Origin of the sequence: Pseudohalioglobus sediminis (genome assembly GCF_008370495.1) — a bacterium.
Classification (GTDB): domain Bacteria; phylum Pseudomonadota; class Gammaproteobacteria; order Pseudomonadales; family Halieaceae; genus Halioglobus.
The window spans coordinates 603594-627781 of sequence record NZ_VTUX01000001.1 but is presented as its reverse complement, the minus strand read 5'-3'; the positions used below and the strand labels follow the sequence as shown (position 1 = coordinate 627781).

25 protein-coding genes are annotated in these 24188 nt (G+C 58.6%); 17 read left to right on the top strand and 8 right to left on the bottom strand.

Annotated features, from left to right (window positions below; translation table 11 throughout):
* Positions 1-153 precede the first annotated feature (153 nt).
* Positions 154-1725: a thioredoxin family protein gene (locus F0M18_RS02705; RefSeq protein WP_149609828.1), complete on the top strand. Its 1572-nt coding sequence runs from the start codon at positions 154-156 to the stop codon at positions 1723-1725.
* Here F0M18_RS02705 and F0M18_RS02700 read toward each other — a convergent pair.
* Both F0M18_RS02700 and F0M18_RS02695 read right to left on the bottom strand, forming a co-directional pair.
* Entirely contained in the window at positions 1718-2419 is a 702-nt protein-coding gene (locus F0M18_RS02700) for a LolA family protein (RefSeq protein WP_149609827.1), read from the bottom strand. The genes F0M18_RS02705 and F0M18_RS02700 overlap by 8 nt on opposite strands.
* A 74-nt stretch (positions 2420-2493) precedes the next feature.
* Positions 2494-3375: an AraC family transcriptional regulator gene (locus tag F0M18_RS02695; protein ID WP_149609826.1), complete on the bottom strand. Its 882-nt coding sequence runs from the start codon at positions 3373-3375 to the stop codon at positions 2494-2496.
* Positions 3376-3508: 133 nt separating this feature from the next.
* Between F0M18_RS02695 and F0M18_RS02690 the strand changes: the two genes are divergently transcribed.
* From F0M18_RS02690 to F0M18_RS02650, 9 genes are all read left to right on the top strand, one after another.
* Positions 3509-5005, top strand: a complete 1497-nt coding sequence (locus F0M18_RS02690; RefSeq protein WP_149609825.1) for a CoA-acylating methylmalonate-semialdehyde dehydrogenase — start codon at positions 3509-3511, stop codon at positions 5003-5005.
* Positions 5006-5178: 173 nt separating this feature from the next.
* Positions 5179-6339, top strand: a complete 1161-nt coding sequence (locus F0M18_RS02685; protein WP_149609824.1) for an acyl-CoA dehydrogenase family protein — start codon at positions 5179-5181, stop codon at positions 6337-6339.
* Positions 6336-7124: an enoyl-CoA hydratase gene (locus F0M18_RS02680; protein ID WP_149609823.1), complete on the top strand. Its 789-nt coding sequence runs from the start codon at positions 6336-6338 to the stop codon at positions 7122-7124. The genes F0M18_RS02685 and F0M18_RS02680 overlap by 4 nt, the downstream gene beginning before the upstream one ends.
* Entirely contained in the window at positions 7124-8236 is a 1113-nt protein-coding gene (locus F0M18_RS02675; RefSeq protein WP_188109560.1) for an enoyl-CoA hydratase/isomerase family protein, read from the top strand. The genes F0M18_RS02680 and F0M18_RS02675 overlap by 1 nt, the downstream gene beginning before the upstream one ends.
* Before the next feature lie 239 nt (positions 8237-8475).
* Positions 8476-9360 carry a 3-hydroxyisobutyrate dehydrogenase gene (gene mmsB / locus F0M18_RS02670; protein WP_149609821.1) on the top strand — a complete coding sequence of 295 codons (885 nt, stop codon included), beginning with the start codon at positions 8476-8478 and terminating at the stop codon, positions 9358-9360.
* Positions 9361-9556: 196 nt separating this feature from the next.
* Complete coding sequence (locus F0M18_RS02665) at positions 9557-11128, top strand: winged helix-turn-helix domain-containing tetratricopeptide repeat protein (RefSeq protein ID WP_149609820.1); 1572 nt, start codon at positions 9557-9559, stop codon at positions 11126-11128.
* Between the two features lie 103 nt (positions 11129-11231).
* Positions 11232-11699 carry a GFA family protein gene (locus F0M18_RS02660; protein ID WP_149609819.1) on the top strand — a complete coding sequence of 156 codons (468 nt, stop codon included), beginning with the start codon at positions 11232-11234 and terminating at the stop codon, positions 11697-11699.
* 17 nt (positions 11700-11716) lie between these two features.
* A complete protein-coding gene (locus F0M18_RS02655) occupies positions 11717-12535 on the top strand; it encodes an alpha/beta fold hydrolase (RefSeq protein WP_188109559.1) in 819 nt (272 codons plus the stop codon).
* A gap of 18 nt (positions 12536-12553) precedes the next feature.
* Positions 12554-13321 (top strand): methyltransferase family protein, encoded by a 768-nt coding sequence (locus tag F0M18_RS02650; protein WP_149609817.1) that lies wholly within the window; start codon positions 12554-12556, stop codon positions 13319-13321.
* 36 nt (positions 13322-13357) lie between these two features.
* Here F0M18_RS02650 and F0M18_RS02645 read toward each other — a convergent pair whose 3' ends face one another.
* Together F0M18_RS02645 and F0M18_RS02640 are read right to left on the bottom strand one after the other, a co-directional pair.
* Positions 13358-14029 (bottom strand): glutathione S-transferase family protein, encoded by a 672-nt coding sequence (locus F0M18_RS02645; protein WP_149609816.1) that lies wholly within the window; start codon positions 14027-14029, stop codon positions 13358-13360.
* 122 nt (positions 14030-14151) lie between these two features.
* Positions 14152-15123 carry an integron integrase gene (locus F0M18_RS02640; RefSeq protein WP_149609815.1) on the bottom strand — a complete coding sequence of 324 codons (972 nt, stop codon included), beginning with the start codon at positions 15121-15123 and terminating at the stop codon, positions 14152-14154.
* A 337-nt stretch (positions 15124-15460) separates the two neighbouring features.
* Here F0M18_RS02640 and F0M18_RS02635 point away from each other — a divergent pair, with 337 nt between their 5' ends.
* From F0M18_RS02635 to F0M18_RS02615, 5 genes are all read left to right on the top strand, one after another.
* Positions 15461-15859 (top strand): hypothetical protein, encoded by a 399-nt coding sequence (locus F0M18_RS02635; protein ID WP_149609814.1) that lies wholly within the window; start codon positions 15461-15463, stop codon positions 15857-15859.
* A gap of 410 nt (positions 15860-16269) precedes the next feature.
* Positions 16270-16776 carry an HNH endonuclease gene (locus tag F0M18_RS02630; RefSeq protein WP_149609813.1) on the top strand — a complete coding sequence of 169 codons (507 nt, stop codon included), beginning with the start codon at positions 16270-16272 and terminating at the stop codon, positions 16774-16776.
* A gap of 91 nt (positions 16777-16867) precedes the next feature.
* Positions 16868-17332 (top strand): GFA family protein, encoded by a 465-nt coding sequence (locus F0M18_RS02625; protein WP_149609812.1) that lies wholly within the window; start codon positions 16868-16870, stop codon positions 17330-17332.
* 125 nt (positions 17333-17457) lie between these two features.
* Positions 17458-17847 (top strand): DUF2306 domain-containing protein, encoded by a 390-nt coding sequence (locus F0M18_RS02620; RefSeq protein ID WP_149609811.1) that lies wholly within the window; start codon positions 17458-17460, stop codon positions 17845-17847.
* Between the two features lie 118 nt (positions 17848-17965).
* Entirely contained in the window at positions 17966-18355 is a 390-nt protein-coding gene (locus tag F0M18_RS02615) for a RidA family protein (RefSeq protein WP_149609810.1), read from the top strand.
* Positions 18356-18561: 206 nt separating this feature from the next.
* Here the strand turns inward: F0M18_RS02615 and F0M18_RS02610 are convergent, their stop codons facing one another.
* From F0M18_RS02610 to F0M18_RS02595, 4 genes are all read right to left on the bottom strand, one after another.
* Entirely contained in the window at positions 18562-19191 is a 630-nt protein-coding gene (locus tag F0M18_RS02610) for a MarC family protein (RefSeq protein ID WP_149609809.1), read from the bottom strand.
* A gap of 228 nt (positions 19192-19419) precedes the next feature.
* On the bottom strand, positions 19420-19869 hold the full coding sequence (locus F0M18_RS02605; protein WP_223177889.1) for a cupin domain-containing protein: 450 nt from the start codon (positions 19867-19869) through the stop codon (positions 19420-19422).
* Positions 19870-19999: 130 nt separating this feature from the next.
* A complete protein-coding gene (locus tag F0M18_RS02600) occupies positions 20000-20503 on the bottom strand; it encodes a carboxymuconolactone decarboxylase family protein (protein WP_149609808.1) in 504 nt (167 codons plus the stop codon).
* Between the two features lie 226 nt (positions 20504-20729).
* Positions 20730-22157 carry a wax ester/triacylglycerol synthase family O-acyltransferase gene (locus F0M18_RS02595; protein ID WP_149609807.1) on the bottom strand — a complete coding sequence of 476 codons (1428 nt, stop codon included), beginning with the start codon at positions 22155-22157 and terminating at the stop codon, positions 20730-20732.
* Positions 22158-22506: 349 nt separating this feature from the next.
* Between F0M18_RS02595 and recA the strand changes: the two genes are divergently transcribed.
* On the top strand, positions 22507-23550 hold the full coding sequence (recA, locus tag F0M18_RS02590) for a recombinase RecA (RefSeq protein ID WP_149609806.1): 1044 nt from the start codon (positions 22507-22509) through the stop codon (positions 23548-23550).
* Between the two features lie 94 nt (positions 23551-23644).
* Positions 23645-24136, top strand: a complete 492-nt coding sequence (locus F0M18_RS02585; protein ID WP_149609805.1) for a regulatory protein RecX — start codon at positions 23645-23647, stop codon at positions 24134-24136.
* The last annotated feature ends 52 nt before the right edge of the window (positions 24137-24188 follow it).

Here is a 24188-nt window from a genome sequence, read left to right as displayed (position 1 = left end):
GCATTGCGAGCCCGTTATGCCGGCTTCACCACGGTACCCGGTATCAGGGTTGGTGCATGCCCGCGCTTTCCTTTGTGCCGTCGCCATATATTATGGTGGCTTCAGCGTCGTCTGCGACGCGCTAGTTGGGTAGCCGATGTGCAAGGCAGTGCATTGATCAGGATTGCGAAGCTGTGGCTGGCGGTGCTGGTTTTGACCGCCTGCAGCGGTGAGCGCGAGCACGCTGTGGTCGAGGCGGAGATGGACAGGGAGCAGCCGGCCACGATCGACTGGATCGACGGCAGCGTGGAAGAGGCCTTTGCCGCGGCTGCGCGCGAGGGCAAGCCGCTGTTCCTCTACTGGGGCGCCGAGTGGTGTCCGCCCTGTCACGAACTGAAGGCCACCATTTTCCAGCGGCCCGAGTTCATTCGCCAGTCCCGGCAGTTCATCATGGTGTATCTCGATGGCGACAGCGAACGCGCACAGCAGTATGCGGAGCGCTTCTCGGTCATGGGCTATCCCACCGTGATCATCTTCGATACCGCCGGCACCGAGCTCACCCGGATTCCGGGCGGGATGAATATCCAGCAGTATGTCGGGGTCCTCGACCTGGCTCTGAATGCGATGCGCCCGGTGGCGACGCTGCTGGAGGACCTTAGCGAGGGCAAATCGTTATCCGCGGCAGACTGGAAGCTGCTGGCGTACTATTCCTGGTGGCAGGATCGCGGCCATGCACTGGGCGATGAAACCCTGGAGCAGGTCGCCCCCCTGCTGGCGGCGTCCTGTCCGGCGGAACTGGCGGTGGAGAAAAGCCTCTTGCAGATGCTCGCCGTACAGGCGTGGCTGGTCGACGCGGATCGCGATGAGGACCAGGCCGCGCAGCATCGCGCCACGGTGGACCGCGTGCTGGCGGACGCGCGTCTGGCGCAGGAAAACCTGGGTAGTTTCATGATGGCGGGCGACGTCATGGTCGAGTACTTGTCCATGGGAGACGAGAATGCGCTGGCTGCAGCGATCCAGGGCCTGCTGCGCGGGGTGATCGACGACCCCCGCATGCCGGTGTTGACCCGGATCGATGCCCTGCAGGGCTGGGTCGCGGTGTCACTGGCGGCGTCGGCGCCTGATGCAGGCCTGGCGCCTGAGTCCCAGGCCTGGTTGCGGCAGCAGTTGACCGCAGTGAGGTCGACGCTCGACAGTTATCAGTTGCACGCGGGACTGAACGGTATCTGGCAGGCTTATTACCACGCGGGGATGCCGGAGCAGGCACGGGCAAGCCTGGAGGAGGGTATCCGGCTGTCCGACCAACCTTACTACTTCATGGCGGATCTTGCGTATTTTGAAACGCAACTGGGTAACGGGGAATCGGCTATGTCGTGGTACCAGCAGGCCTGGCAGGCGGCGGAGGGACCCGCCACCCGGCAACAGTGGGGTGTGAACTACCTGGAGGCACTGGTGACCTTCGCGCCGGAAGATGGCGCCGCGATCAGCGGCACCGCGCGTCTGCTGCTGGAGGAACTAAGCGGGCAGCGCGATGCCATCCATCAACGCACGGCACGCGAGCTGCGGGAAATGAGCCGCCTGCTGCTGGCATGGGCCGGGGAGGCACCGCAGGAAGAGGCGCGCCAGCAGGCCCTGGCCTCGCTGCGGGAGCAGATGCGTGATATCTGTGAGCCCCTGGAGACCCGCCCCGATGTCTGCGACAGCTTTCTGGTTGCCGTCGCAGCACCGGGTGACAACGCTACTTGATTTTCTGCTTGTCGGTGCCGCGGGGCCACTTGGTGCTGAACAGGTCGGGGTTCAGCTGCAGGTTGCGCGCCACGTGCGTAAAGGTGAGGGTGATTTCCTCGCCCCTGGAGCTGGCGGTGAACACCTGCTGTGACGGCGTCCACGAGGACTGGTCTATCCACAGTTGCGCCTTGCCCATTACGGCGCGCGCCTTTTCACTTTCCGGGGTCAGTTCCAGGCCCAGGGTGCGGCTGTCGCCCACATCGCGCTCACCGAGTGAGGTCAGCAGGTAATCGTCTTTCAGGTCCTTGCCGCTGTCGGTGAAGCCTAAACGCATAAAGGGTTCTATGCGGTCCTTGTGCCGCGACAGCGAGTAAATCTCCACGCGTTTCTCATCCGGGTGGTGGATGTACAGGGTACTCTTCTCTACCAGGTAGGTGCGCGGTGACGGCGCATCGGTATCAAGGCGTATCTTGCCTTTTCGGTCCATGAATATGGTGCCTTTTTCACGGCTCAGTTCGGTGCCGCCCAGGTCGCGACGCACGACTTCCACGCGCGCCATGGCGCTCTGGAAATCATCGGCCTGGCGATCCACCTGCTTCAGCGCGTCATCGAGCTCCCATTTGATGGCGGGGCCCTCGGCCGAGGTCGTATTGGCGGCCAGTGCCACGCTGGCCACAGCCGCCAGGCCGAGTGTTCTCAGATAGTGCTTCATCTTGTTCTCCTTGTTTGCGAAAAACGAACGCCGTTTACTGCGCCTGATTATAGCGCCTGTCCACAGCCGCGGGTTTATTTGCGCAGCGAGGCCCGGTAGCCGCGCGGCGAACTGCCCAGGGTCTTGCGAAACAGGCGTGAAAAATACAGGGGGTCATCGTAGCCCACGCGCAGGGCGATTTCACCCACACCGAGGTCGGTGGCGTCCAGCAGGTGGCAGGCATGTTCCATTTTCATATTGAGAAAGTGTTTGATGGGTGAATACCCGGTGAGTTGCTTGTAGCGATTGGAAAAATGGTACTTGGACATATTGGCCACGGCCGCCAGTCGCTCCAGTGTTACCGGCTGGTCAATGTGTTCCAGCATATAGGCCTGCACGTGATCGAGTTCAAAGCCCGATTGCAGGCGCCCGGCATGGGCGCTGATTTCCATCGACATTTGCGTCACCAGGTGGCGCAGGTGATTGGCGGCGTTGATGAAAGCGCGCGTGGAATACCCGGTGCGACGCACTTCCAGCAGGCTGGTGAAGGCGCCGATAAGCAGTGGCGATACGCCGGCATCCGCCAGCGGGCGCCCCTCGCGATAGCCCAGGTATTGCATCAGTACGCCGGTACTGGCGCCCTGGAAGTGCACCCAGTAGAGCGTCCACGGGTCACCTGCGGCGGCTTCGTAGGCGTGGGTGAGTCCCTGCGGCAGCAGCATGATATGCCCGGGTTGGACCTCTCCCTGCCAGTCTCCCGCCGTGAGCCGGCCGGCCCCGGCAGTGCAATATAGCAACAGATTGTCGTCGTGGCGTTCGCGCACCATGTGGTGTCCGCTGGCAGCGGGATAGTAGCCCATCGCCGTGGGGTAGCAGTCCTTGGTCAGGGGGTGACGCGCCAGTTTTTCCACCATAAAGGCGGGTGTGAGGAAGCGGATGCCCTGGTCCGGAAGCGGCCATTGTGAGGGTTTGCTCATGCTGCGGGATCATCCCTTGAATGAATGCTGATAGCAATATAGTCCATAAACTTAGCAATTTCGTCAATGTGCAGCTGCCGGGGCCGGTGCTAGTTTAGGTGCCTGATTTTTGTTCAACCGACAGGTGACAACCATGACCAAGCAAGTCCCGCTTTTTATCAACGGTGAATTCGTGCACAGCAGTGCCAGCGAAAAGATGCCCGTGACCAATCCCGCCAACCAGCAGCTCCTGGCGGAGGTGCCTTTTGCCACCAGCGAGGAGGTGGACGCTGCAGTGGCCTGTGCCGTGGAGACCTTCAAAACCTGGAAGGACACGCCGGTCATGGAACGCTGTCGCCTGATGATGCGCTACTGCAACCTGCTCAAGGAGCACCATGACGAGCTGGGTGAATTGCTGGCCCAGGACACCGGCAAGACCTTTGAAGACGCCAAGGGCGATGTCTGGCGCGGCATAGAGGTGGTGGAGCAGGCGGCCAATACCGGTTCCAACATGATGGGCGAGACGGTGGAAAATGTCGCCAACGGCATCGACACCTACAGCTACGTGCAGCCCATCGGGGTGGTCGCCGGTATCACCCCGTTCAACTTTCCCGCCATGATTCCCCTGTGGATGTACCCGCTGGCCATCGCCTGCGGCAATACGTTCATCCTCAAGCCTTCCGAGCAGGACCCGCTGACGCCAGTGCGCCTGGTGGAGTTGTTCGTTGAAGCCGGCGCCCCCAAGGGCGTATTGAACATGGTGCACGGTGGCGCCGAGCAGGTGGACCAGATATTGAATCATCCGGACATCAAGGCGATCTCCTTCGTGGGTTCTTCCCGCGTGGGCGAGCATATCTATCGCACCGGCACCGCCGCCGGCAAGCGCGTGCAGTGCATGATGGGCGCCAAGAACCACATGGTGGTGATGCCGGATGCGGACAAGAACGCGACTCTCAATGCGCTGGTGGGCGCCTCCGCCGGTGCCGCCGGGCAACGTTGCATGGCCATCTCCGTGGCCGTGTTTGTCGGTGAGTCAAAGGACTGGGTCGAGGAACTTGCGGAGCGCATGGCCACCGCCCAGCCGGGTGCGTGGAACGACGCCAATGCCGCCTATGGCCCGATCATCTCCAGGACCGCGCACCAGCGTGTGATCAGCCTGATCAACAAGGGCAAGGAAGAGGGGGCGAACTGCCTGCTCGACGGTTCCGAGTGCAGCGTGGAAGGTTTACCCGACGGCAACTGGGTCGGGCCGACACTGTTCGCCGACGTCACCCCGGAGATGTCCATTTACAAGGAAGAGATATTTGGCCCCGTGCTGTGCTGCATGAGCGTGGATACCCTGGACGAGGCGATAGAGCTGATCAACCGGCTGGAAGTCGGTAACGGCACCTCTATCTTCACCCAGTCTGGTGGCGCGGCACGCAAGTACCAGCACGAAATACTGGTGGGCCAGGTGGGTATCAACATTCCCATTCCGGTGCCGCTGCCGATGTTCTCGTTCACCGGTTGGCGCGGCTCCTTCCGTGGCGACCTGCACGCCTATGGCAAGCAGGCGGTGCGCTTCTACACCGAGACCAAGACCATCACCGCCAAGTGGACCCACGTGGAAGACACCAGCAAGCAGCCGAACATGAGCATCAACCTGCGCTGAGAATGCGTGCTGCCTGAATCGACACTGTAGGAGCGGCTGTAGGAGCGGCTACAGCCGCGAACATCCTGCAGGCTGAACGGCTTATCGCGGCTGTAGCCGCTCCTACAGATAGCTTCGTCCGTTGGGCTGAGCAAGAGCTTTGACAGAGCAATGAGAGAACAGGAGGAAAGCAGTTGGATTTTTCCCTGAACGAAGACCAGAAAGCGTTTGTTGAGAGCGCGCGCGCATTTGCCGAGGGCGTGCTGGCACCCAATGCCGCGAGATGGGACGAAGAGGCGATCTTCCCCAAGGAGGCACTGGCGCAGGCGGGTGAGCTCGGGTTTATGGGCATGTACACACCGGAAGCGGCCGGAGGCCTGGGCATGAGTCGGCTCGATGCCAGCCTGATCGTGGAAGAGCTGTCCAAGGGTTGTACTGCCACCGCGGCGTTCCTGACCATCCACAATATGGCCACCAACATGATCGGCAAGTACTGCACCGAGCAGGTGATCGATGCCTGGTGTCCGGAGCTGGTGATGGGCAGCAAGCTGGCCTCCTATTGCCTGACGGAACCGGGTGCCGGTTCCGATGCCGCCTCACTGCGTTCCACAGCCGTGCGCGAGGGTGACGAGTACGTGATTAACGGTGCCAAGGTGTTTATTTCCGGTGCCGGTGATACCGACGTGCTGGTGGTGATGCTGCGTACCGGCGGCTCCGGGCCCAAGGGCATCTCCGCGATGCTGGTCCCCGCCGATGCCGAGGGTGTTACCTACGGGAAAAAAGAGGACAAGATGGGCTGGAACGCACAGCCCACGCGCATGGTCAGCTTCGACAACGTGCGCGTGCCGGTGGCTAATCGCCTCGGTGAGGAAGGGCAGGGCTTTGCTATTGCCATGGAAGGCCTGGACGGCGGCCGCATTAACATCGCCACCTGTTCCATTGGCACCGCGCAGCAGGCCCTGGAAGAAGCGGTTGCCTATGTGCAGGAGCGCAAGCAGTTCGATACCGCCATCGCCGATTTCCAGGCCACGCAGTTCAAGCTGGCCGATATGCTGACGGAGCTGGTGGCGGCGCGACAGATGGTGCGCCTGGCCGCGAGCAAACTCGACCACAAGGATAGCCAGGCCTCTACCTACTGCGCCATGGCCAAGCGCTTCGCCACCGACGTGGGCTTCAACGTCTGCAACGATGCCCTGCAACTGTACGGCGGTTACGGCTATATCAAGGAATACCCCATGGAGCGGCACGTGCGCGACACCCGCGTGCACCAGATCCTGGAGGGGACTAACGAGATCATGCGAGTCATCATTTCACGCCGCCTGCTGATGGACGGTGCACTGGAGGTAATCAAATGAGCCTGAGTCAATCTGACAAGATCAAGGTAGAAATCCGCGGCCACACAGCCCTGGTAACCATCGATAATCCCGCCGCCAATACCTGGGACGAGGAGAGCCTGCCCGCGCTGGCCGACCTGGTGGAGAAACTCAACCAGGACAGCAATGTCTACGCACTGGTATTGACCGGAGCCGGAGACAAGTTCTTCTCCGCCGGCGCCGACCTCAAGCTGTTTGCCGACGGTGACCCCGCTACGGCCGGGCGCATGGCCGGTTTTTTCGGCCAGGCATTTGAAACTCTGGCGGACTTCCGCGGCGTGTCTGTGGCTGCGGTGAATGGCTTTGCCATGGGCGGCGGCCTGGAAGTGGCCATGGCCTGTGACATCCGCATTGCCGAGGAGCAGGCGCAAATGGCATTGCCGGAAGCGCGTGTGGGCCTGCTGCCCTGCGCCGGTGGCACCCAGCGCCTGACCCAGCTGGTGGGGCTGGGCTGGGCCAAAAAAATCATTCTTTGTGGAGAGCGGATCAAGGCCGCGACGGCACTGGAGATCGGCCTGGTGGAGGAAGTGGTACCCACTGGTACCGCCCTGGAGCGTGCCCTGGCCCTGGCGGAGCAGGTGGGCGAGCAGAGCCCCACCTCGGTTGCCGCCTGCAAGCGCCTGATCCACGCCGCACGGGATATTACTATCGCCGGCGGCCTGGCGGACGAGCGCACCGAGTTCGTTGAACTGTTCTCCACCGAGGACCAGCGCGAAGGCGTGAATGCGTTCCTGGAGAAGCGCAAGCCCGAGTGGAAGAACCGCTGATGAGCGCGCCGGTTCTGTTTGCAGAGTTGCCCGCTGCCGCGGGCAAGGTCGGGCGTATTACACTCAGTGTGGAATCGACCCTGAATTCCCTGACGCTGGAAATGGTGGACCTGTTGCAGGCACAGCTCGACGCCTGGGCTGAGGATGACGACATCGCCGCCGTGTTTGTCGAGGGCGCCGGCGAGAAGGCGTTTTGTGCGGGCGGCGATGTGCAGGCGCTGTACCGCTCTGCCACCGAAACACCGGGTGGGCCCTGCGAGTATGCCGAGGCGTTCTTCGCCCGCGAATATCGCATGAATTACACCCTGCACACCTACGCCAAGCCGCTGCTCTGTTGGGGCCACGGTATCGTCATGGGCGGCGGGCTGGGGGTGATGGCGGGTTGCTCGCACCGGGTGGTGACCGAGCGCACGCGTATCGCCATGCCGGAAATCACCATTGCCCTGTTCCCCGATGTCGGTGGCAGCTGGTTTCTTAACCACGCCCCCGGTAAAACCGGTGAATTCCTTGCGCTGACCGGCGCCTCTATCAATGCCGCCGACGCGATCTACATCGGCATCGCCGACCGTTTTATCGGCAGCGAACACAAACAGGCAGTGATCGATGCGCTGCTGGCGCAGCAGTGGAGCGCCAGCGCAGAGGGGAACCATGCCCTGGTGCGACATGCGCTGCGACCCTTCGCCGAGCGCAGCCTGTCGGCCTCGCCGGCAGGGCAGGTGGAGCCTCACGCGGCGACGATTGCCCAGCTGCTGGACGGCGACGACGTGCACGACATTATCGACCGCATCACCGGGCAGGAAACCGATGATCCCTGGCTGGCCAAGGCGCGGGATGGTCTGGCCCACGGATCCAGCCTGGCGGCGTTATGGATTCACCGGCAGCTGTGGGAAACCCGCCACGCGGGGCTGGCCGAGGTGTTCCAGTCGGAAATTCAGCTGGCCACCAATGTCGTGCGTCACCCGGAGTTTGCCGAGGGTGTGCGCGCCTTGTTGATCGACAAGGATCGCAACCCGGCGTGGCAGTACCCATGTTCGAGGGATGTACCGCAGTCAGTGATAGACGCGTTCTTTACCGCGCCCTGGGACGAAAACCCCCTCGCGGACCTGGCCTGAGACCGGCCCCGCGGGCTTGCGACGTGCGATCCATCGCGTCGAGACCGCCCCCGTAGGAGCGGCTACAGCCGCGATCCCTGGCGGAAAAACCGCCCCGTAGGAGCGGCTACAGCCGCGATCGCTGGCCAAAAAGATCACCCCGTAGGAGCGGCTACAGCCGCGAAGTAAACGGGCGAAAAGATAGCCCCCGAAGCGGCCAGAGCCGCGTTCGTGGACAATGAATAACAGGAGACCAGAATATGTCCTCAGTAGCATTTATCGGCCTAGGCAACATGGGCGCACCCATGGCAAAAAACCTCCTGGCCGCCGGCCACGAGGTCACCGTATTCGACCTGGTGCCAGCAGCCTGCGCAGACCTGCAGCAGGCCGGCGCGGCGGTGGCCGACTCTGCGAGCGCTGCGGCGCACGGCAAGGACTACGTCATTTCCATGCTGCCCGCCGGCAAGCATGTCGCCGCCACCTACCTCGGCGACGACGGCCTGCTGGCGCAACTCGACAGCACGACCACCTTGCTGGATTGCAGCACCATCGATGCCGCCACCGCGCGCGAGGTTGGCGAGGCGGCTGCGGCACAGGGTATCGGCTTCATGGATTCACCCGTGTCCGGTGGCGTCGCCGCGGCGGCGGCCGGTACCCTGGCCTTCATGTGCGGCGGCAGCGCCGAGACTTTCGAGAAGGCCAGAATTATCCTCGCGGCGATGGGCAAGAACATTTTCCACGCCGGCCCCGCCGGTGCCGGCCAGGTCGCCAAGGGCTGCAACAACATGCTGCTGGCCATTCACATGATCGGCACCTGCGAGGCACTGGAGATGGGCGTACGCAACGGGCTGGACCCGAAGGTACTCTCCGAGATCATGCTGGCCAGTTCAGGTCGCAACTGGTCGCTGGAGGTGTACAACCCCTATCCCGGCGTGATGGAAACCGCACCGGCCAGCAACGACTACAAGCCAGGCTTTATGGTGGACCTGATGGTGAAGGACCTTGGCCTGGCCCTGGAAATCGCCGAGCAGTCCGGCGTGGACAACCAGCTCGGTAAGCTGGCACGCGCCATCTACGAACAGCACCAGGGCGAGGGCAACGGCCAGCGCGACTTCTCCTCGGTACTGGAACAGTTAAAGGCCTGAGGCGTCGATCAGGGCACCATCGTCATGGTCAATACCGTCGCGAGCAGCTGACCTGTCTTCATGGCGTGCACCCGTTTTGAGGAGATTGCTGGACGATAGCCCACCCGGGCTGACAGGGATTATGCCCTGAGGTGTTTGCATCGCGTAGCTGCTACTATTCTGCAATAACCCCAGCGATCATACTCATGGCACTCTCATGATTTACAGGTTTGAGAGCTATACCCTGAACACCGGCACGCTCGCGCTGTTGCGAGAGGGCGAGCCGGTGGATGTCGAGCCACAGGTGTTTGCCGTGCTGCAGGCATTGATTGAGAACCGCGACCGCGCGATCAGCAAGGAAGAACTGGTGGCAATGGTCTGGAGGGGCAGGGTGGTCTCAGATGCCGCCATCTCCAGTCGCATAAAGAGCGCGCGTCAGGCTGTCGGGGACGACGGCAGGCAGCAGAGGCTGATCAAGACGATTCACAGCTTCGGCTTCAAGTTTGTCGCCGATGTGTGCCAGGCGCAAGCGCTTACCCCATCCAGCAACGAAGCGCTCCAGGAGCCTGCCGATCAACCCCGGGACCGGCGGGCCTCGCTTGTCGTATTACCCCTCGAAGTGCACGGCAAAACGCGGGAGGACGATGTCCTGGCAAGTGGTATAACCCACGATATCATCACCAGCCTGTCGCGACTCCACTGGTTGAAAGTCATCGCCAGGGCCAGCGCGTTCCGGCTGGCGAATTCTCAGCTCGGAAACGAAGACCTGCACCGCCTCTTTGATATCGATTATTGCCTCTGTGGATATGTTGAACTGGTGACTGGGCGACTCAGGTTACACATGCAGTTGATCGATGCGCGAGCCAACACGGTGTTGTGGGCTGACAGCCTCGCCGGCTCGCAGGACGATCTCCATGGGCTGCGCCTGAGTATTGTCAGTAAAGCCATTAACCTGCTGGAATTGAAGCTGTCCGACCTAGAAGCCAGGCGTGCGCAACTGACTTCACCTGAGAACCTCGACGCGTGGCGTTCCTATCACCTGGCGACATCTCACCTGTACCGTTTCAACCAGGCCGACAACCAGATTGCCGTGGAGCTCTTCAACCGGGCGGTGCAGCTGGAGCCCGGTTTTGCGCGAGGCCATGCGGGTTTGTCCGCAGCGGAGTTCCAGAACGCCTTCAATCGCTATCCCGGCACGGATACTGCCAGATCCAGGAAGGCGGCGCTAAGCGCAGCAGAAAAAAGCATTGAGCTGGACCAGATGGACCCGCTGGCCAATTTCGTGATGGGCCGATGCCACTGGCTCAGCGGTGATCCCGGCAGCAGCGTAGGCTGGTTGGAGCGTGCCATTGCCCTCAATCCCAACTACGCCCAGGGCTACTACGCCCACGGTCTCGCCTGCCTGATGGCGGATGATGCCATGCGCGGTTATGACGACGCCCGGGCCGCCGAGGCATTGAGCCCACTGGATCCGTTTATGTACGGTTTCTACGGCATCCGCGCTTTCTCACACATCGCAGACGGTGACGATGAAAACGCCCGACGCTGGGCCGAGAGCGCGGCACGTCAGCCCGGCGCTATTGTCGTTATGGACCTGGTGGCTGCCGCCGGGTGCCAGCTGGCGGGCCAGCAGGATAGCGCGCTCGACTGGCTGCAACGCGCCAGGCAGCGCAAGCCCGATATCGACATCGACTACCTGTTCCAGGCCCTGCCTTTCGCCGAGGGCAGCGTCAGGCAGCGTATACAGGACGCCCTTTCCCAGTTGGGTCTTGAGCATACCAACGACTGAATCTGCAGGTTTCCCCAGACTTTCTGCAAGTTATTGCCTCGCGTATCTGCGCTAATTGCATCTGCAAGCACTACGAGTGCGATTCAGATACGGGAGGTCTCTCATGACACGTACAGCTCAATGCTCCTGCGGAGCGTTACAAATCACCACTGACGGCGACCCAGAAATCACCATGGCGTGCAATTGCACCAACTGCCAGCGGCGAACGGGGTCTGCATTTGGCGTCGTCGCCTACTTTGAACGCAGCAAGGTCCTGGCGCGGCGTGGCGAAGGGCGGCAATTCACCCACCTGAGTGACAGCAAGCGCAGGCTCGAGCGCACCTTCTGTCCCCATTGCGGTTCTACCGTGCACTGGCAGGCGGAACTGTTCCCCGGAATGATCGGCGTGGCGGTGGGCTGTTTCAATGAGCAGGATTTTCCCGCACCCAATATCGCCGCCTGGCATAACTCGAAGCTGGATTGGGTAGAGTTCCCCTGCGACTGGATGCGCCTGCCGGAACAGGATCCCGGCCAGGCGCTGGCAGAGGGGGCCGAAGACCCGGTAGCGGCACGGGAGCCAGTGTCATGCTGAAGGCAGGCGACCTCCGTTTGGTAACAAACGCTCCGCTTCTCGCCATCCATGGTTCTGCCGCTACCGGCAGGCAATGGGACAGTTTGCGAGACCAGATTGGTGAGGCGCGTGCGGTGCTGGCGCCGGATCTCCCTGGCTACGGTGACAACCTCAATCCTCTTCCCGGCAAACAGGTGGGGCTGGGTGCCCGGGCGCAGCCCCTGGTGGATTTGCTGGCTAGCTTGTCATACCCGGTGCATGTGGTAGCGCACAGCTTTGGCGCAGCCATCGCGCTGGAACTGGTGCGCACCTTACCGGGGGCCGTGCGCAGCCTGTGGCTGTACGAACCCGTGGTGCCGAGCCTGCTGCAAACGGCAGGAACGGAGCGCGACCTGGCCCTGCGTTCGGATCTCGCCTGCCTCGCGGACATGCTGGACCGGGCCAATGCTGGTGTGGCTATGGCGGCCTTCATCGATTTCTGGCATGGCGGCGCCTGCTGGCAGCATCTATCGGCCAGCCGACAGGCGCTGCTGGCGATGCAGGCCAACGTTGTTCTCCAGGACTTTCGTGAGGCGTTTGCGCACCCGCTGCCCGGCACAGCACTTCGTCGTTTTTCCGCTCCGGCACACATCGTCGCGGGTGGGGATGCGACAGTCCACGCAACCCGCATGGCAGCGCTGCTCGCGGAGCTGCTGCCGAACAGTAGCCGTTCCAGTATGGCAGGCATGGGGCACATGGGGCCGTGTACGCATCCGGAGACTGTCAATGCTGCCATTAGGGCGTGGCTTGACCACGCTGAGAATCACCAACCGCAAACCTTGCCGGTAGAACATAGCCCGGCATCGGTGAACGTCTGATCTAACAGGAGTTACGCTATGAAATATGTAAAGTTCGGTTATAGCCTCGGAGTCTACAGTGCCTTTCTGGGCATATTCACCTACCTCGTGCTGTTCATTGGCGCGGGGCCGTTGGCCGAGTTTCTGCCCGCGCTGGCCGCGTTGAAGTCGGTTGATAGTGGTCCCGCAATACTCTCGCTACCGCTTGTCCCGGCGGTAGTGAACAATATCGTCCTTTTGCTGGCCTTTGCGATACAACACAGCGTCATGGCACGCAAAGAGTTCAAGGCGCTGATAGCGGGCCTGGTGCCCGATGACATGGAGCGCAGCACCTACGTGCTGATGACCTGCCTGGTGCTGCTGTGGATATATCTGGCGTGGATGCCGATGCCCACACTCGTCTGGGAGGCGTATGGCACGATTTCCCACGTGCTGTTGGTTGTATTCCTGGCGGGGGCCGGCCTGGTGCTGTGGTCAACGTTCATGATCAGCCACTGGCAGTTGTTTGGTCTGTCACAGGCGTGGCACAGCCTGATGGGTACGCAACCGCCGCAGGAAGAATTCACTGAGCCGGCGCTCTACAAGTATTCTCGCCACCCGATGTACCTCGGTGTGCTGATGGTGCTGTGGGCAACGCCGGTGATGTCGGTCGGTCATTTACTGATGGCAGCGATATGGTCTGTCTACGTCTTCGTGGGGATAGGCTACGAAGAGCGCGATCTCCTCGAACGCTTCGGAGACCGCTACAGTGACTACATGGCGCGCGTCCCGCAACTGCTGCCCCTGGGCAGGCGCCAGCGGGATTAGCGGTGTGAGCCTGAACTAGAATAGTGTTCTGGGCCCTCAGCGTGGGGACAACTTGAAGCGGTCACTGTCGGCAAAGGCCGCCTTGAAACCGGGCCTGGCGGTGAGAGTTTCCAGGTAGCGAGAGAAGCTGTCACCGCCGCACAGCCCGTAGAGCCTGGCCCAGATGACGTTGTGGCCCATAACACAGTCCGCTGCACTGAAATCTTCCCCGGCGATGTAGCCGCCGCCATTCAGGCGGGCCTCGAGTTGGGGCTCCACTTCCTTGGCTATTTTCTCCATGTATCGGTCGATTGTGCCCTCATCGCGCGCCTCCTGCGGCAGGAGGTCGCGATTCATCCTGATCTGCCAGAGCATCATGTCGAACCAGGACGCTCCGAAGTGCAGCATTTGCAGGTAGTCCGCGCGCTCGGCGGAGTAGGTTGCAGGGGGCGGGGCCAGGCGTCGCTCTGGGTAGCTATCCGCCAGCAGCGCCACGATGGCGCCGCTTTCAATCATGGTGAATACGCTGCCGTCGGAGTGTGTGATCTCCAGCACGGGTACCGCGTGATTGGGATTGCGTTTGAGAAAGTCTGGCTGGTATTGCTGGCCCTCGTACAGGCGCATCGTTTCCAACTCGAACGCGTCGTCCACCAGTTCGTGCAGTAGCCACTTCACACGCGCACTGCGCGACATGGGGAAGTGATAGAGTTTCAGGTGAGTGATGTGCACGTGCATCCCCTTGTTGTTTCACGATCGCCTGCCGAAGACAGGTCTGCTTCCAAGCGTAGACGGAAAGGCGGGTTTTCGCCTGCAGTGCATCTACATACCTGAGATGTGGACTCATTCTTTCTTCACTGTTCTGAGCTGTTGGCACGCTGCCCCAAAACATGGGTATAGATTTCCGTCGTTTTTACATCATTGTGGCCGAGTAACTTCTGCATGGTACGCAGGTCGTAGACTTTCTGGAGCAGTCGTGTGGCGAAGCTGTGACGAAAGGTATGACATTTCACGGGTTTGGTTATTCCCGCTTTTAGGCGTGCTTTCATGACATGTTTACGTAGCGCTGTGTGGTGTAGATGGTGTCGACGCATGACACCTGTTCGAGGACAGGCTCCGATACGAGTAGAAGGGAACAAAAACTGCCAGCCAAGCTCGAAGGCGGCTCGGGGATTTTTTTGGGCAAGCGCATTGGGTAGGTAGACCTCGCCAAATCCGTCTTCAATGTCTCGTGTGTGTAGCTTCTGTACCTCCGCGATCTGGCGCTGAAGAGGCACCAGCAGGGTTGTGGGTAGCAGTGTTGTTCGATCTTTATCACCTTTGCCGGAACGAACTGTGAGTGTATTCAGCTCGAAGTCAATGTCTTTGATTCGCAGATTCAGTAGTTCGCTCTGCCGAAGGCCTGCACCGTAGAGCAATGACACCATCAAATGGTATTTGCCATCCAGACAAGTCAGAATACCGTTTACTTCACCATGGCTGAGTACTACTGGCAGGCGCCGACGTTGACGTGCTTTTTCAAAAGCCAAAGGTTCAAGGTCAACCTTCAGGAATTTCCGATACAGGTAGATAAGCGCATTAAGTGCTATTCGCTGGGTGGCAGGCGAGCAATTCCGTTGGCTCCCAAGATGGCTGAGAAATACATTTATGTCATCCGCTCCCATCTGTGCAGGATGACGTTTGTTGTGGAAGATAATGTAGCGCTTGATCCAGTGTAGATATGTTTTCTCTGTCTGAAATGCATATCCTTTATCGCGAAGATCTTGCTGTATCTGGTGAACGAAGCGCTGAGACCGTTGAGGGGTAGCGGGGCGAATATCATCCATGAAGCCTACCTTGTATCTAGACTGTATATACATACAGTAAATCCATGTATGGATATTGCAAGCCGTTTTTCAGGGGACCCCGGCCAAGAGTAATGCCCATAGAGCCATATGTTGTTGATTAACAATGATTTATTCGAGGCGTGCTACGTGCTTTACGGTCAATTATGATGGCTCAGGCACCGAAAATATGGCTATTGTTTTCCGCTCTTTTGGGGTAACGTTTTTTAACTCATTGATAGAAAGGGACTTTTAGCCAATGTTTCCCCCTCATTCTTCTACATACTGGGCCCATGTCATTTTTAGACCTGTCTATATACTTAGCTGTTAAAGGGAAAGAATGAGCACCGAACACTTACCGACAGTCGTTAGCAGCACTATCGTTGCCATTGTGATACTGGTCATGTTGAGATGGATTGTAAGATCAAGCACTGAAACTAACTCAGATCGAGCAAGCAATTACCTTGTTATTTTGCTCGGTATAGTAGTGGGGTGGGTACTGGGTGCTTTAGTAGCACCATTCAATACTGATGAGGCGATGGTTTTTAAAGGTCTTGGCCAGGCAATAACGCTATTTTTTTCGGGCTACGTTCTAAGCAAACTGGACAGATTCACCGAAGAAAAGCTATTCGGGGTGAATGCAAAGCCAGACGCTTGGATAAAAATGGGGCTGTTCCTGGTATCGATGTTGTTATCTGCTGTTTATGTCTATTCGATTCGATACTACCTAAATGTTTAGCTTTCCCTTTAACAAGTCAAGGCTGCAAGGGCGCTTCGCGCCGGGACGCGCTAACGCACGCCTCAGCTTGAAGCGTTAACGGTACGCTTGTGCAGCCAGCAGGATCGTGAGATAAACTAGAGAAAATGATGCAGGGAAAAGGACGTTCTCTCGTGCAAAAGCGCTTCAGAAAAATTTCACCAGACCAGGAAGGTACATGTTTCTTATTGCGCTTAGCTTTCCTTGCTTATAACCAAAAAACGTTCCCGCGGAAACGTCACCAATCATTATTGTCCAGTATCTGTCCGTACCCTGGGTGTCTATTGGACCATCGCGTCCCATTAACAAGTAGCGCCAGTGCGACCCTGGCGGGGCCGGACGCAAAAACCGCAGCGCGGTTTCCGCGCCACTGCGGCAGGCGTTAGAGAGCCATGCCAACTAAGCCCCTAGATCGACTAATGTTTGCACAAGGCGGCCTGTGTTTCTTTTGCAATGAAAAGTTGCCGAAGGCAGAGGCAAGCGTCGAGCATCTAGTGCCGTCCTCCAGGGCCGGCAGTAATAGCGATGATAATTGTGTTGCGTGCTGCAAGGCAGTAAATGCTTTGCTTGGCAGCATGTCTCTGAAGGAGAAAATTAGGGTTGTATTGAACCAGAAGGGAAATTTTAAGTGTCCGAACGGAGTTGGTGGAGCCAAGCCAAAGACGAAAGCCCCTTCCACCAAAATAAGTAACTTGTCCAATGAGACCCTGGACGCCATTGTGAAGAACCTCAAATCCAGAGGAAATGCTAGGCCACGTAAAGTTAAGACCCTCTCGTCCACCATAAAGTCACTACCGCAGCTTAAACTTAATGATCAGCAGGTAAAATCAGTCATTGAGCATCTTTCTTCAACTGGAAAAATTGTGGTTACGGACGAAAAGGTAACTTACAAGCTATGAGCAAAAGGCTCTCTAACAAGTACGGCCAGCAGGACGCAAGTACCGCGCCCCCTGCCGTAGGCGTTAAATGCCATAGTTCGGAGATACACACATGAAAGTAGCATCATGTCAGTGCGGACAATTGACTGCCGCCTGTCCCGACGAGCACTTGTTTCAGATTCAATGTGGCTGCGTAGATTGTCAAAGACGTACTGGAACGCCGTCCAGCTTTAACGCTTATTACAAAGCGAGCCAGGTAAAAATAGCTGGAGAGCAGAAAGTCTATACGCGCGGTACACTTTCTGGTAGCTCGATGACGTTCCACTTCTGTCCTAATTGTGGCAGCACCGTAATAGCTGAAACGCCATCAATCAATGCGGTCTTTGAGGAGGATCTTTACGAGATTCCTGTAGGGTGCTTCTTTGATTCTAACTTTGCAGCTCCGGATGTCGCTGTTTGGACGTGCGACTTACATGATTGGTTTCCAGCTGCAGCCCCAAAAGATTTCCAGATGGAAGAACAACAGAGTTCTTTAGAAGAAATCAAAGAAACATTCAAAATGTTGGGGGTCCTCTAGCAACATCAACTTGGGGTAGCGCGCAGATGCCATCTAACAAGTCAATCAACTACGCGCCTTCGGCGCCGGACAGCCTAAAAGCGGCTTCGCTGCAGGCTGCCGGTTTTTGAGGCGTTAGGTGATTCATGGCTTATATGCACCTAGTTTATTTGCACCTATTCACGGTAGTCCCTTGCATATTCATTGGTGCATTTTTACTTTTTTCAACTAAAGGGACGCCCATACACAAGTCGCTCGGCAAGATTTACATGGCCCTCATGGTGTTCACAGCAATACTTGCTTTGTTTATGCCTGCTTTTGTAGGGCCAACCCTATTCTCACACTTTGGTCTGCTTCATCTGTTAAGCGTAGTGGTTCTGTTTTCCGTCGCATCCGCCCTTGCAGCAATACGCCGTGGTGACATTTCATCGCATAGGAAGCATATGATCGGACTCTATATTGGAGGTATCCTCATTGCGGGATCATTCACGCTTATGCCCGGGAGAACCATTCACACTTGGATATTTGGTGGTTAGCAAAACACCTAAGAAGTTACGGCAAAATCGCCGCGTCGTGGCTGGGCAGCCCAAGCTTCGGTTCGGCTGCCTGTGCGCAAGGCGATAGATGCCCCATAACTTAGAGGAATTCTCAACAATGACAATTAAGAAGAAAACCTATCGAAATGGCCCCTTCAAAGATTTTATTGCACAAGGTACCCAAGTTGGAAACGTGCTTTACCTGGCGGGGCAGGTGGGGATAAACGATAGCGGAAATGTTCCAGCTAACATTGCAGAACAGACAGCTATTGCTTACGCAAATATGAAACATGTTTTATCCCAGTTCGGGGCGGATCTTGAAAATGTTGTCGATGAAACGTTTTTCGTTACAGACATAAGTGAATTGATGGAGAACGTAGAAGCCGTCTACGGCGAAAGAGAATCTGCATACGGAGGCATGCCCGAAGTTAGCCAAACAGTTGTTCAGGTAGGCGCACTTGTTCAACCGGAATTAAAGATTGAAATTAAATGCATCGCTCATCTGTAAAGAGGCATCTAACAAGGCGCTCAACACGTTCCCTTCGGTTACTGGGACATTAACGCGGCGGCGATTCGCGATAAACGTCTCTTCTGAGGCGGAAGCCGATGGTCTGGATTCTCAGATACTCGGGTGCCGGGAGTGACGTTCAGAAAGCCGCTGTGTTGGCATGCCGTCTGAAGCCACAGTGTCGACTTGCCTGCCAGAGAGGTAAATTATTGCATGAGTGCCGCAACGAAATCACTCGTGCGCAGGCCTACCATGACCATCTGTGTGCCGATCACTGCAATGATCAGCCCCATAAGCCGGGTCACCATGGTCAGCCCCGCATTACCTATGATGCCGATCAAGCCCTGGCCGAAAATGAAGCAGAAGAATGTCACAACGCACAGGAGGGCAAAGGTAGCAACGGTGGTGGAGATGGCTACCCAGTCACCGGAGGCTGAATAGTTCATGGCGGTAGCAATCGTGCCAGGGCCGGCGAGAATCGGCACCGCCAGCGGCGAGTAAGCCACATTCACATCGACCGGTTCATTAGGTGCCGCATGCAGTGTGGACGAGCCGCCATGTAACATCTGGTAACCAATGATGAACAGCAGGATGCCTCCCGTGATGCGCAGGGCTGGCAAGGTGATATCGAAGAGATGGAATATCGTTTTTCCCGCCAGTGCGAAGATTGCTACGATGGCGAACGATGTCAATAAGGCCCTCAGGGCAATGGCAACCTGGGTGCTTTTCGGCTGCTCCGCCGTCAGTCCGACAAAGATGGCCGTGTTGGCGATCGGGTTCATGATGGCGAAGAACCCCATCAGCACCGCCAGGAAGTGCGCGCTCAGCTCATTCAAGAAGAAAGACCTCTGGTATTCAAAACAGGGCAACAAGAAGCATATTACGTTGTCATGGTGTCGCGTCAATGCGCTTTGCCATAAAGCACCGCGTAGCCCATTACATGCGTCAGATTGACCAGGCAGGCACTTGCTACCCGGCACGTCGGAGACTTGGCGCTCGATTGCCGAAGGTTCCCAAACAGAAGCAGACATCCTGGAGGCTATGGGAGTGGGTCGCTGTGCCGCTTACTGAAGGCTTTCAAGTTGGGCAGCATATAGCCCTTTGAAGTCCTCCCAGCCCAGGGAGGCGACAACATTGTGATCGTCGTCCAGAACCTCGTAGCAAGAGCCGCCGCCGCTGCGAATGCTGAACAGTACAAGGACGTCTGTGTCACCACCGCCTTCGCGATGGGGCTCAACGTCAGCCGGGCTGGCGGTGTAGCGTCCCGCGGGTCGGACGTCTTTCAGGGTGCCATCGGCTGCGTACAATCGATGCTCACCACTGAGGACCAACATATAGTTCGGCGCGGTATGCCGGTGCAGAAAAACCTTTTGATTAGCGGACATCTTGATGAGGACGTCGACGATTTTATTGTCTTCATCCAGGCTCATGACAAAGAAGGACAGGTGTTGTTCTATCGGTAGTTGCTGCCAGACAATGTTTGCCTGGTCCAGCTCTTGAAACGACATAGCCATATCGGCCTCCTTTGCAGAATCCATTACCTGGTGTTTACGCGAAACTGTCACCGCGAGGCAATAGCGAGCACGCCCAGATGACAGGCCCGATACAGTTTCTGCCCGGGCCAAGCGTGGCTTGAAAACGCGCTCAGCCCATCCTGTATAAATCGATTGCTGCCTGCTCATTGGCGAGGCCTGCGAACAGGGACGCGTCTGCCTCGATGCCGGTGCCGTCAACAAGACGATTCATCATGTTGAACATGCCGCATATCAGGCACGAATCGACGATAGCCTGCTCGGCCCAGCCCGCAGCGAGCACGTCGGACCGGTCTGCCGGGCTGACTTTTGACGGCGACTCGGTCAGCTTCTTCACCAGCCTGAAGACTGGCTTGAGATTGTCACCTATCGGAGCCGATTCGATGTCACCTACCAGGGCATCGAGCAGCTCACTGTCTACGCCGAGCGCCTCCGCCACGGCCCGGTGGGAACCGTAACAGAATGCGCAGGCGTTGAGTGCGGGGGTGTAGGCCGCGATCAGTTCTCTCTCGGCGACGGTAAACGGAGACTGGATGTCGCGCATCACGGTCTGGTGCAAGGCAATCACTGATTGCATGTGTTCTGGATAGGATCGAACGAGGGTCCCAAATTCCATTGTGCGTGTCTCCTGCAAACAAGCTGGTGATACCTGATCCTAACAGCTGGATGAAATTTATGAGAGCGAACATTGTTCACCTTCGCCCCGTAGCGGTTATTCATGAACTCTCTTCGCCCGAATTGCATCAGTACATATAGCCTGGCTCGGCCGTCTGCCACACTGTTGTAGCAATGACCGGACGGGTATCAAGCGCCTGCGCGAAGTATTGATTGAGCGCTCCCCTTCAGCCAGCCTCGTCAGCGGCTCCGCCCTGTGTTTCCGCCAGTTCAATCAGCGTGTCCAGTTCGCGGGTGAAATAGTCGAACAGCTTCCAGCCGTCCGGAAGCACGGACTTGTCCGCGAAAATGCACAGGTTGGCCTTGCCGCAGTAGGACCACATGGTGAGATTCAGGGAGGTGCCGTCGAACACCTGCCCGGTGGAGAACCAGTTGCTGACCCGGGTCGGGCCGAGGTACAGCGGCTGCCGCGGCCCGGGCACGTTGGACAGCAGCGCATTGCCGAAGATGCCCACGCGACCCTCGCGGCTGCGCACCCACCAGCTGATCAGCCGGGTCAGCCATTCCGGCGCCAGCGACACCAGGGAGTTGATGTCGGCGCCGTCTGAGGCGGCGATGTGTTCCTTGGTTTCCGCGCAGCTCCGGTGAGTCGCCTGCATGCGCGCGACGGGGTCGGCGATCTCGGTATGCAGCCAGGTGTAGTCTGCGGTCGCGAAGTTGCCCTGGATGTCCATGCCGGGAGGGCGTTTCTTGGACACCGGGATGCCGCCCACCAGCGGGCCGCTGTCTACCGCGTACTGCATCTCCTTGAGCAGGCTGCGCAGGGCGCCGGCGCTGCAACTGATGAACACGTCATTAATTGTGGCGCCGGGCAGGATGGCGCGGGCGCGCTGCATGCGCTCAAGCGGGATGGAGTCGCAAACCAGGGTGCGGCCATGGCTGACGCTGCGGTTCAGCGGTGTCCACGGCATGTTGGAAATGTTTGGATGCGGCGGGCGGCCCGATGCCTCGCGCTCTTTGCTCAGCCGGCGAATCTTGCGTACCCCGGTGATAGCATGGGGAATGCCTTTGGCCAGGATGAGGGGCAGGGCACAGGCGCCGGTCAGCAGGCGCATGGGCCAGGCGGGAATTTTCCCCGGTGCCCAGGGGGGCGGCTCCGGGTCCTCATCCCGGTTCGGCTCGGCATTGAAGAAGCGCATCATGGCATTGGAGGCGCCGGCACCATCGAAGTAGGCGTGATGCACCAGGGTCACCAGCGCCACCTTGCCGTCCTCGAGCCCTTCCACCACCCAGGTGATCCACAGCGGCCGGCTGCGATCCAGCTGGTAGGCATAGGCCGCGGACATGAACTCGCACAGGGCACGCTGGTCCCCCGGCGCGGGGCAGGCGACGTGGCGCAGGTGGTAGTCGAGGTTGAAGTCCGGGTCCTCCGCCCACAGCGGGTAGGCCAGCCCCAGCGGGCTGTGCACGTAGCGCCAGCGAAACGGCGGGATACGGTGCAGGCGGCGGCGCACGCGCTCGCGGTAGATGTCGAAGCTCCAGGCCTCCGGGTGTTCGCTGGGGTCGAGGATGGCGATCTTGAAGGTATGCATGTAGGCACGCGGTGTCTCCAGCGCGAGGAAAAATGCATCGGCTCCGCCCATTCGTCTTATCATTGTTATCGGCCCCTGTTGCTGTCAGCTATCGAGCACGGAAAGCTGCGTCCAGTGATATTGTTTAAGCGTAGACGGAACTGGCGAATTCGCCCATGTTAAGGGTGGGTGCGCTTGCCACGGCAGCTTTATCCAGGTCTGATCAGGCGCTAATCAGCGCGCTACGGCCTAACCAGGTCGAGACCTGCCTGCCTGGGCTACAGGTGCCGGTGCTGGCGGAAATTAATGGCTTTTGGGGCTTGCATTTCGATTTCAAAGCACTGAGTATATATACAGTAGTTTTACTGTATAGCCAGTTACATAAACCAGACGGACGTGAACAGTGGTCAAGAAGAGTAAAGGGAGCAAGACGATGGATGCCAATAAAGAAAAAGCACTCGAGGCGGCACTGACCCAGATCGAACGCCAGTTCGGCAAGGGCACGGTGATGCGCATGGGCGACCAGGAGCCCGTGGCGATTCCCGCGATTTCCACCGGTTCACTGGGCCTCGATATTGCCCTCGGCATCGGTGGCCTGCCCAAGGGGCGCATCTGTGAAATTTACGGGCCGGAATCCTCCGGTAAAACCACACTGACCCTGCAGGTGATCGCCGAAGCTCAGAAAGCCGGCGGCACCGCGGCCTTTATCGACGCCGAGCATGCACTGGACCCGCAGTACGCAGAGAAACTGGGCGTACAGATGGACGAACTGATCATGTCCCAGCCGGACACTGGCGAACAGGCGCTGGAAGTGGCCGAGATGCTGGTACGCTCCGGTGCGGTAGACGTCCTGGTGGTGGACTCGGTGGCGGCACTGACGCCCAAGGCGGAAATCGAAGGCGAGATGGGCGACTCCCACGTGGGCCTGCAGGCGCGCCTGCTGTCCCAGGCCATGCGCAAGCTCACCGCCGCGATCAAGCAGACCAACTGCCTGGTGATTTTTATCAACCAGATTCGCATGAAGATTGGCGTGATGTTCGGCTCCCCGGAAACCACCACCGGCGGTAACGCGCTCAAGTTCTACTCCTCCGTACGCCTGGACATCCGTCGTATTGGCGCGGTGAAGGATGGCGACGAGGTCGTGGGCAACGAGACCCGGGTGAAAGTCGTCAAGAACAAGGTGTCTCCGCCGTTCAAGCAGGCCGAGTTCCAGATCATGTACGGCAAGGGCATTTACCACATGGGCGAGGTCATCGACTGGGGTGTGAAGCTCAACCTGGTGGACAAGTCCGGCGCCTGGTACGCCTACAAGGGTGACAAGATCGGCCAGGGCAAGGCCAATGCCTCCAAGTTCCTTGAAGACAACCCTGCCGTGGCGAACGAAATCGAGTCCGCCATTCGCGCCCAGACCCTGAATGTCGGCAAGCCGGAAGCGGCGCCTGAACAGGCCGCAGAGGCGGAACAGGAGCAGGAATAATCCTGCTCAATGCCTGAATCTTTTCTGATTTTTCCCACGAGGCGCCGGGGCTCCACTTATCCCACTCTCGGCCCCGGCGCCTCTTTCTTTTTTCATGTCTGATTCCCTGCTTCAAAACGATCCCCATGCGGGCGACTTCGCCGAGCTAACTGCGGTGAACCCCGTTGATGTGCGCACCAAAGCCATGGACCTGCTGGCGCGGCGCGAGCACTCCCGCAGTGAACTCAAGCAGAAGCTGCTCAAGCGCTTCGGTGATGGCGACCTGATAGACCAGCAGCTTGATGTGCTGGCCGAGGAGAATTTGCAGTCAGATGCGCGCTATGCTGAAAGCTTTGTTCGCCAGCGATTTAATCGTGGTCATGGGCCGCTGAGGATTCGCCGGGAAATGCGGCAGAAAGGAATTCCCGATGCGGACATAGAAGCCGCCATGAAATCCGAAGATTACGACTGGTATTCAAGCGCGCAGTCTGTCCTGGAGCGGAAGTTTGGTGTCGAGCCAGCGGTCGACATAAAGGACAAGGCTCGCCGCGATCGGTTTATGCAGTATCGCGGGTTTAGTGCTGAACATTATGCTGATTATATCTAGCGCTTGCGTGGCCGGGAATCAGGTCTTTTGCATGTGCGCATGGGTCGCTCCC

What these genes read in the sequence shown, in the direction of transcription:
- F0M18_RS02700 (WP_149609827.1), bottom strand. Translation starts at nt 2,419, where the DNA reads ATGAAGCACTATCTGAGAACACTCGGCCTGGCGGCTGTGGCCAGCGTG.
- F0M18_RS02695 (WP_149609826.1), bottom strand. Translation starts at nt 3,375, where the DNA reads ATGAGCAAACCCTCACAATGGCCGCTTCCGGACCAGGGCATCCGCTTC.
- F0M18_RS02690 (WP_149609825.1), top strand. Translation starts at nt 3,509, where the DNA reads ATGACCAAGCAAGTCCCGCTTTTTATCAACGGTGAATTCGTGCACAGC.
- F0M18_RS02680 (WP_149609823.1), top strand. Translation starts at nt 6,336, where the DNA reads ATGAGCCTGAGTCAATCTGACAAGATCAAGGTAGAAATCCGCGGCCAC.
- F0M18_RS02675 (WP_188109560.1), top strand. Translation starts at nt 7,124, where the DNA reads ATGAGCGCGCCGGTTCTGTTTGCAGAGTTGCCCGCTGCCGCGGGCAAG.
- mmsB (WP_149609821.1), top strand. Translation starts at nt 8,476, where the DNA reads ATGTCCTCAGTAGCATTTATCGGCCTAGGCAACATGGGCGCACCCATG.
- F0M18_RS02665 (WP_149609820.1), top strand. Translation starts at nt 9,557, where the DNA reads ATGATTTACAGGTTTGAGAGCTATACCCTGAACACCGGCACGCTCGCG.
- F0M18_RS02660 (WP_149609819.1), top strand. Translation starts at nt 11,232, where the DNA reads ATGACACGTACAGCTCAATGCTCCTGCGGAGCGTTACAAATCACCACT.
- F0M18_RS02650 (WP_149609817.1), top strand. Translation starts at nt 12,554, where the DNA reads ATGAAATATGTAAAGTTCGGTTATAGCCTCGGAGTCTACAGTGCCTTT.
- F0M18_RS02640 (WP_149609815.1), bottom strand. Translation starts at nt 15,123, where the DNA reads ATGGATGATATTCGCCCCGCTACCCCTCAACGGTCTCAGCGCTTCGTT.
- F0M18_RS02635 (WP_149609814.1), top strand. Translation starts at nt 15,461, where the DNA reads ATGAGCACCGAACACTTACCGACAGTCGTTAGCAGCACTATCGTTGCC.
- F0M18_RS02630 (WP_149609813.1), top strand. Translation starts at nt 16,270, where the DNA reads ATGCCAACTAAGCCCCTAGATCGACTAATGTTTGCACAAGGCGGCCTG.
- F0M18_RS02625 (WP_149609812.1), top strand. Translation starts at nt 16,868, where the DNA reads ATGAAAGTAGCATCATGTCAGTGCGGACAATTGACTGCCGCCTGTCCC.
- F0M18_RS02620 (WP_149609811.1), top strand. Translation starts at nt 17,458, where the DNA reads ATGGCTTATATGCACCTAGTTTATTTGCACCTATTCACGGTAGTCCCT.
- F0M18_RS02615 (WP_149609810.1), top strand. Translation starts at nt 17,966, where the DNA reads ATGACAATTAAGAAGAAAACCTATCGAAATGGCCCCTTCAAAGATTTT.
- F0M18_RS02605 (WP_223177889.1), bottom strand. Translation starts at nt 19,869, where the DNA reads ATGGCTATGTCGTTTCAAGAGCTGGACCAGGCAAACATTGTCTGGCAG.
- F0M18_RS02600 (WP_149609808.1), bottom strand. Translation starts at nt 20,503, where the DNA reads ATGGAATTTGGGACCCTCGTTCGATCCTATCCAGAACACATGCAATCA.
- F0M18_RS02595 (WP_149609807.1), bottom strand. Translation starts at nt 22,157, where the DNA reads ATGATAAGACGAATGGGCGGAGCCGATGCATTTTTCCTCGCGCTGGAG.
- recA (WP_149609806.1), top strand. Translation starts at nt 22,507, where the DNA reads ATGGATGCCAATAAAGAAAAAGCACTCGAGGCGGCACTGACCCAGATC.
- F0M18_RS02585 (WP_149609805.1), top strand. Translation starts at nt 23,645, where the DNA reads ATGTCTGATTCCCTGCTTCAAAACGATCCCCATGCGGGCGACTTCGCC.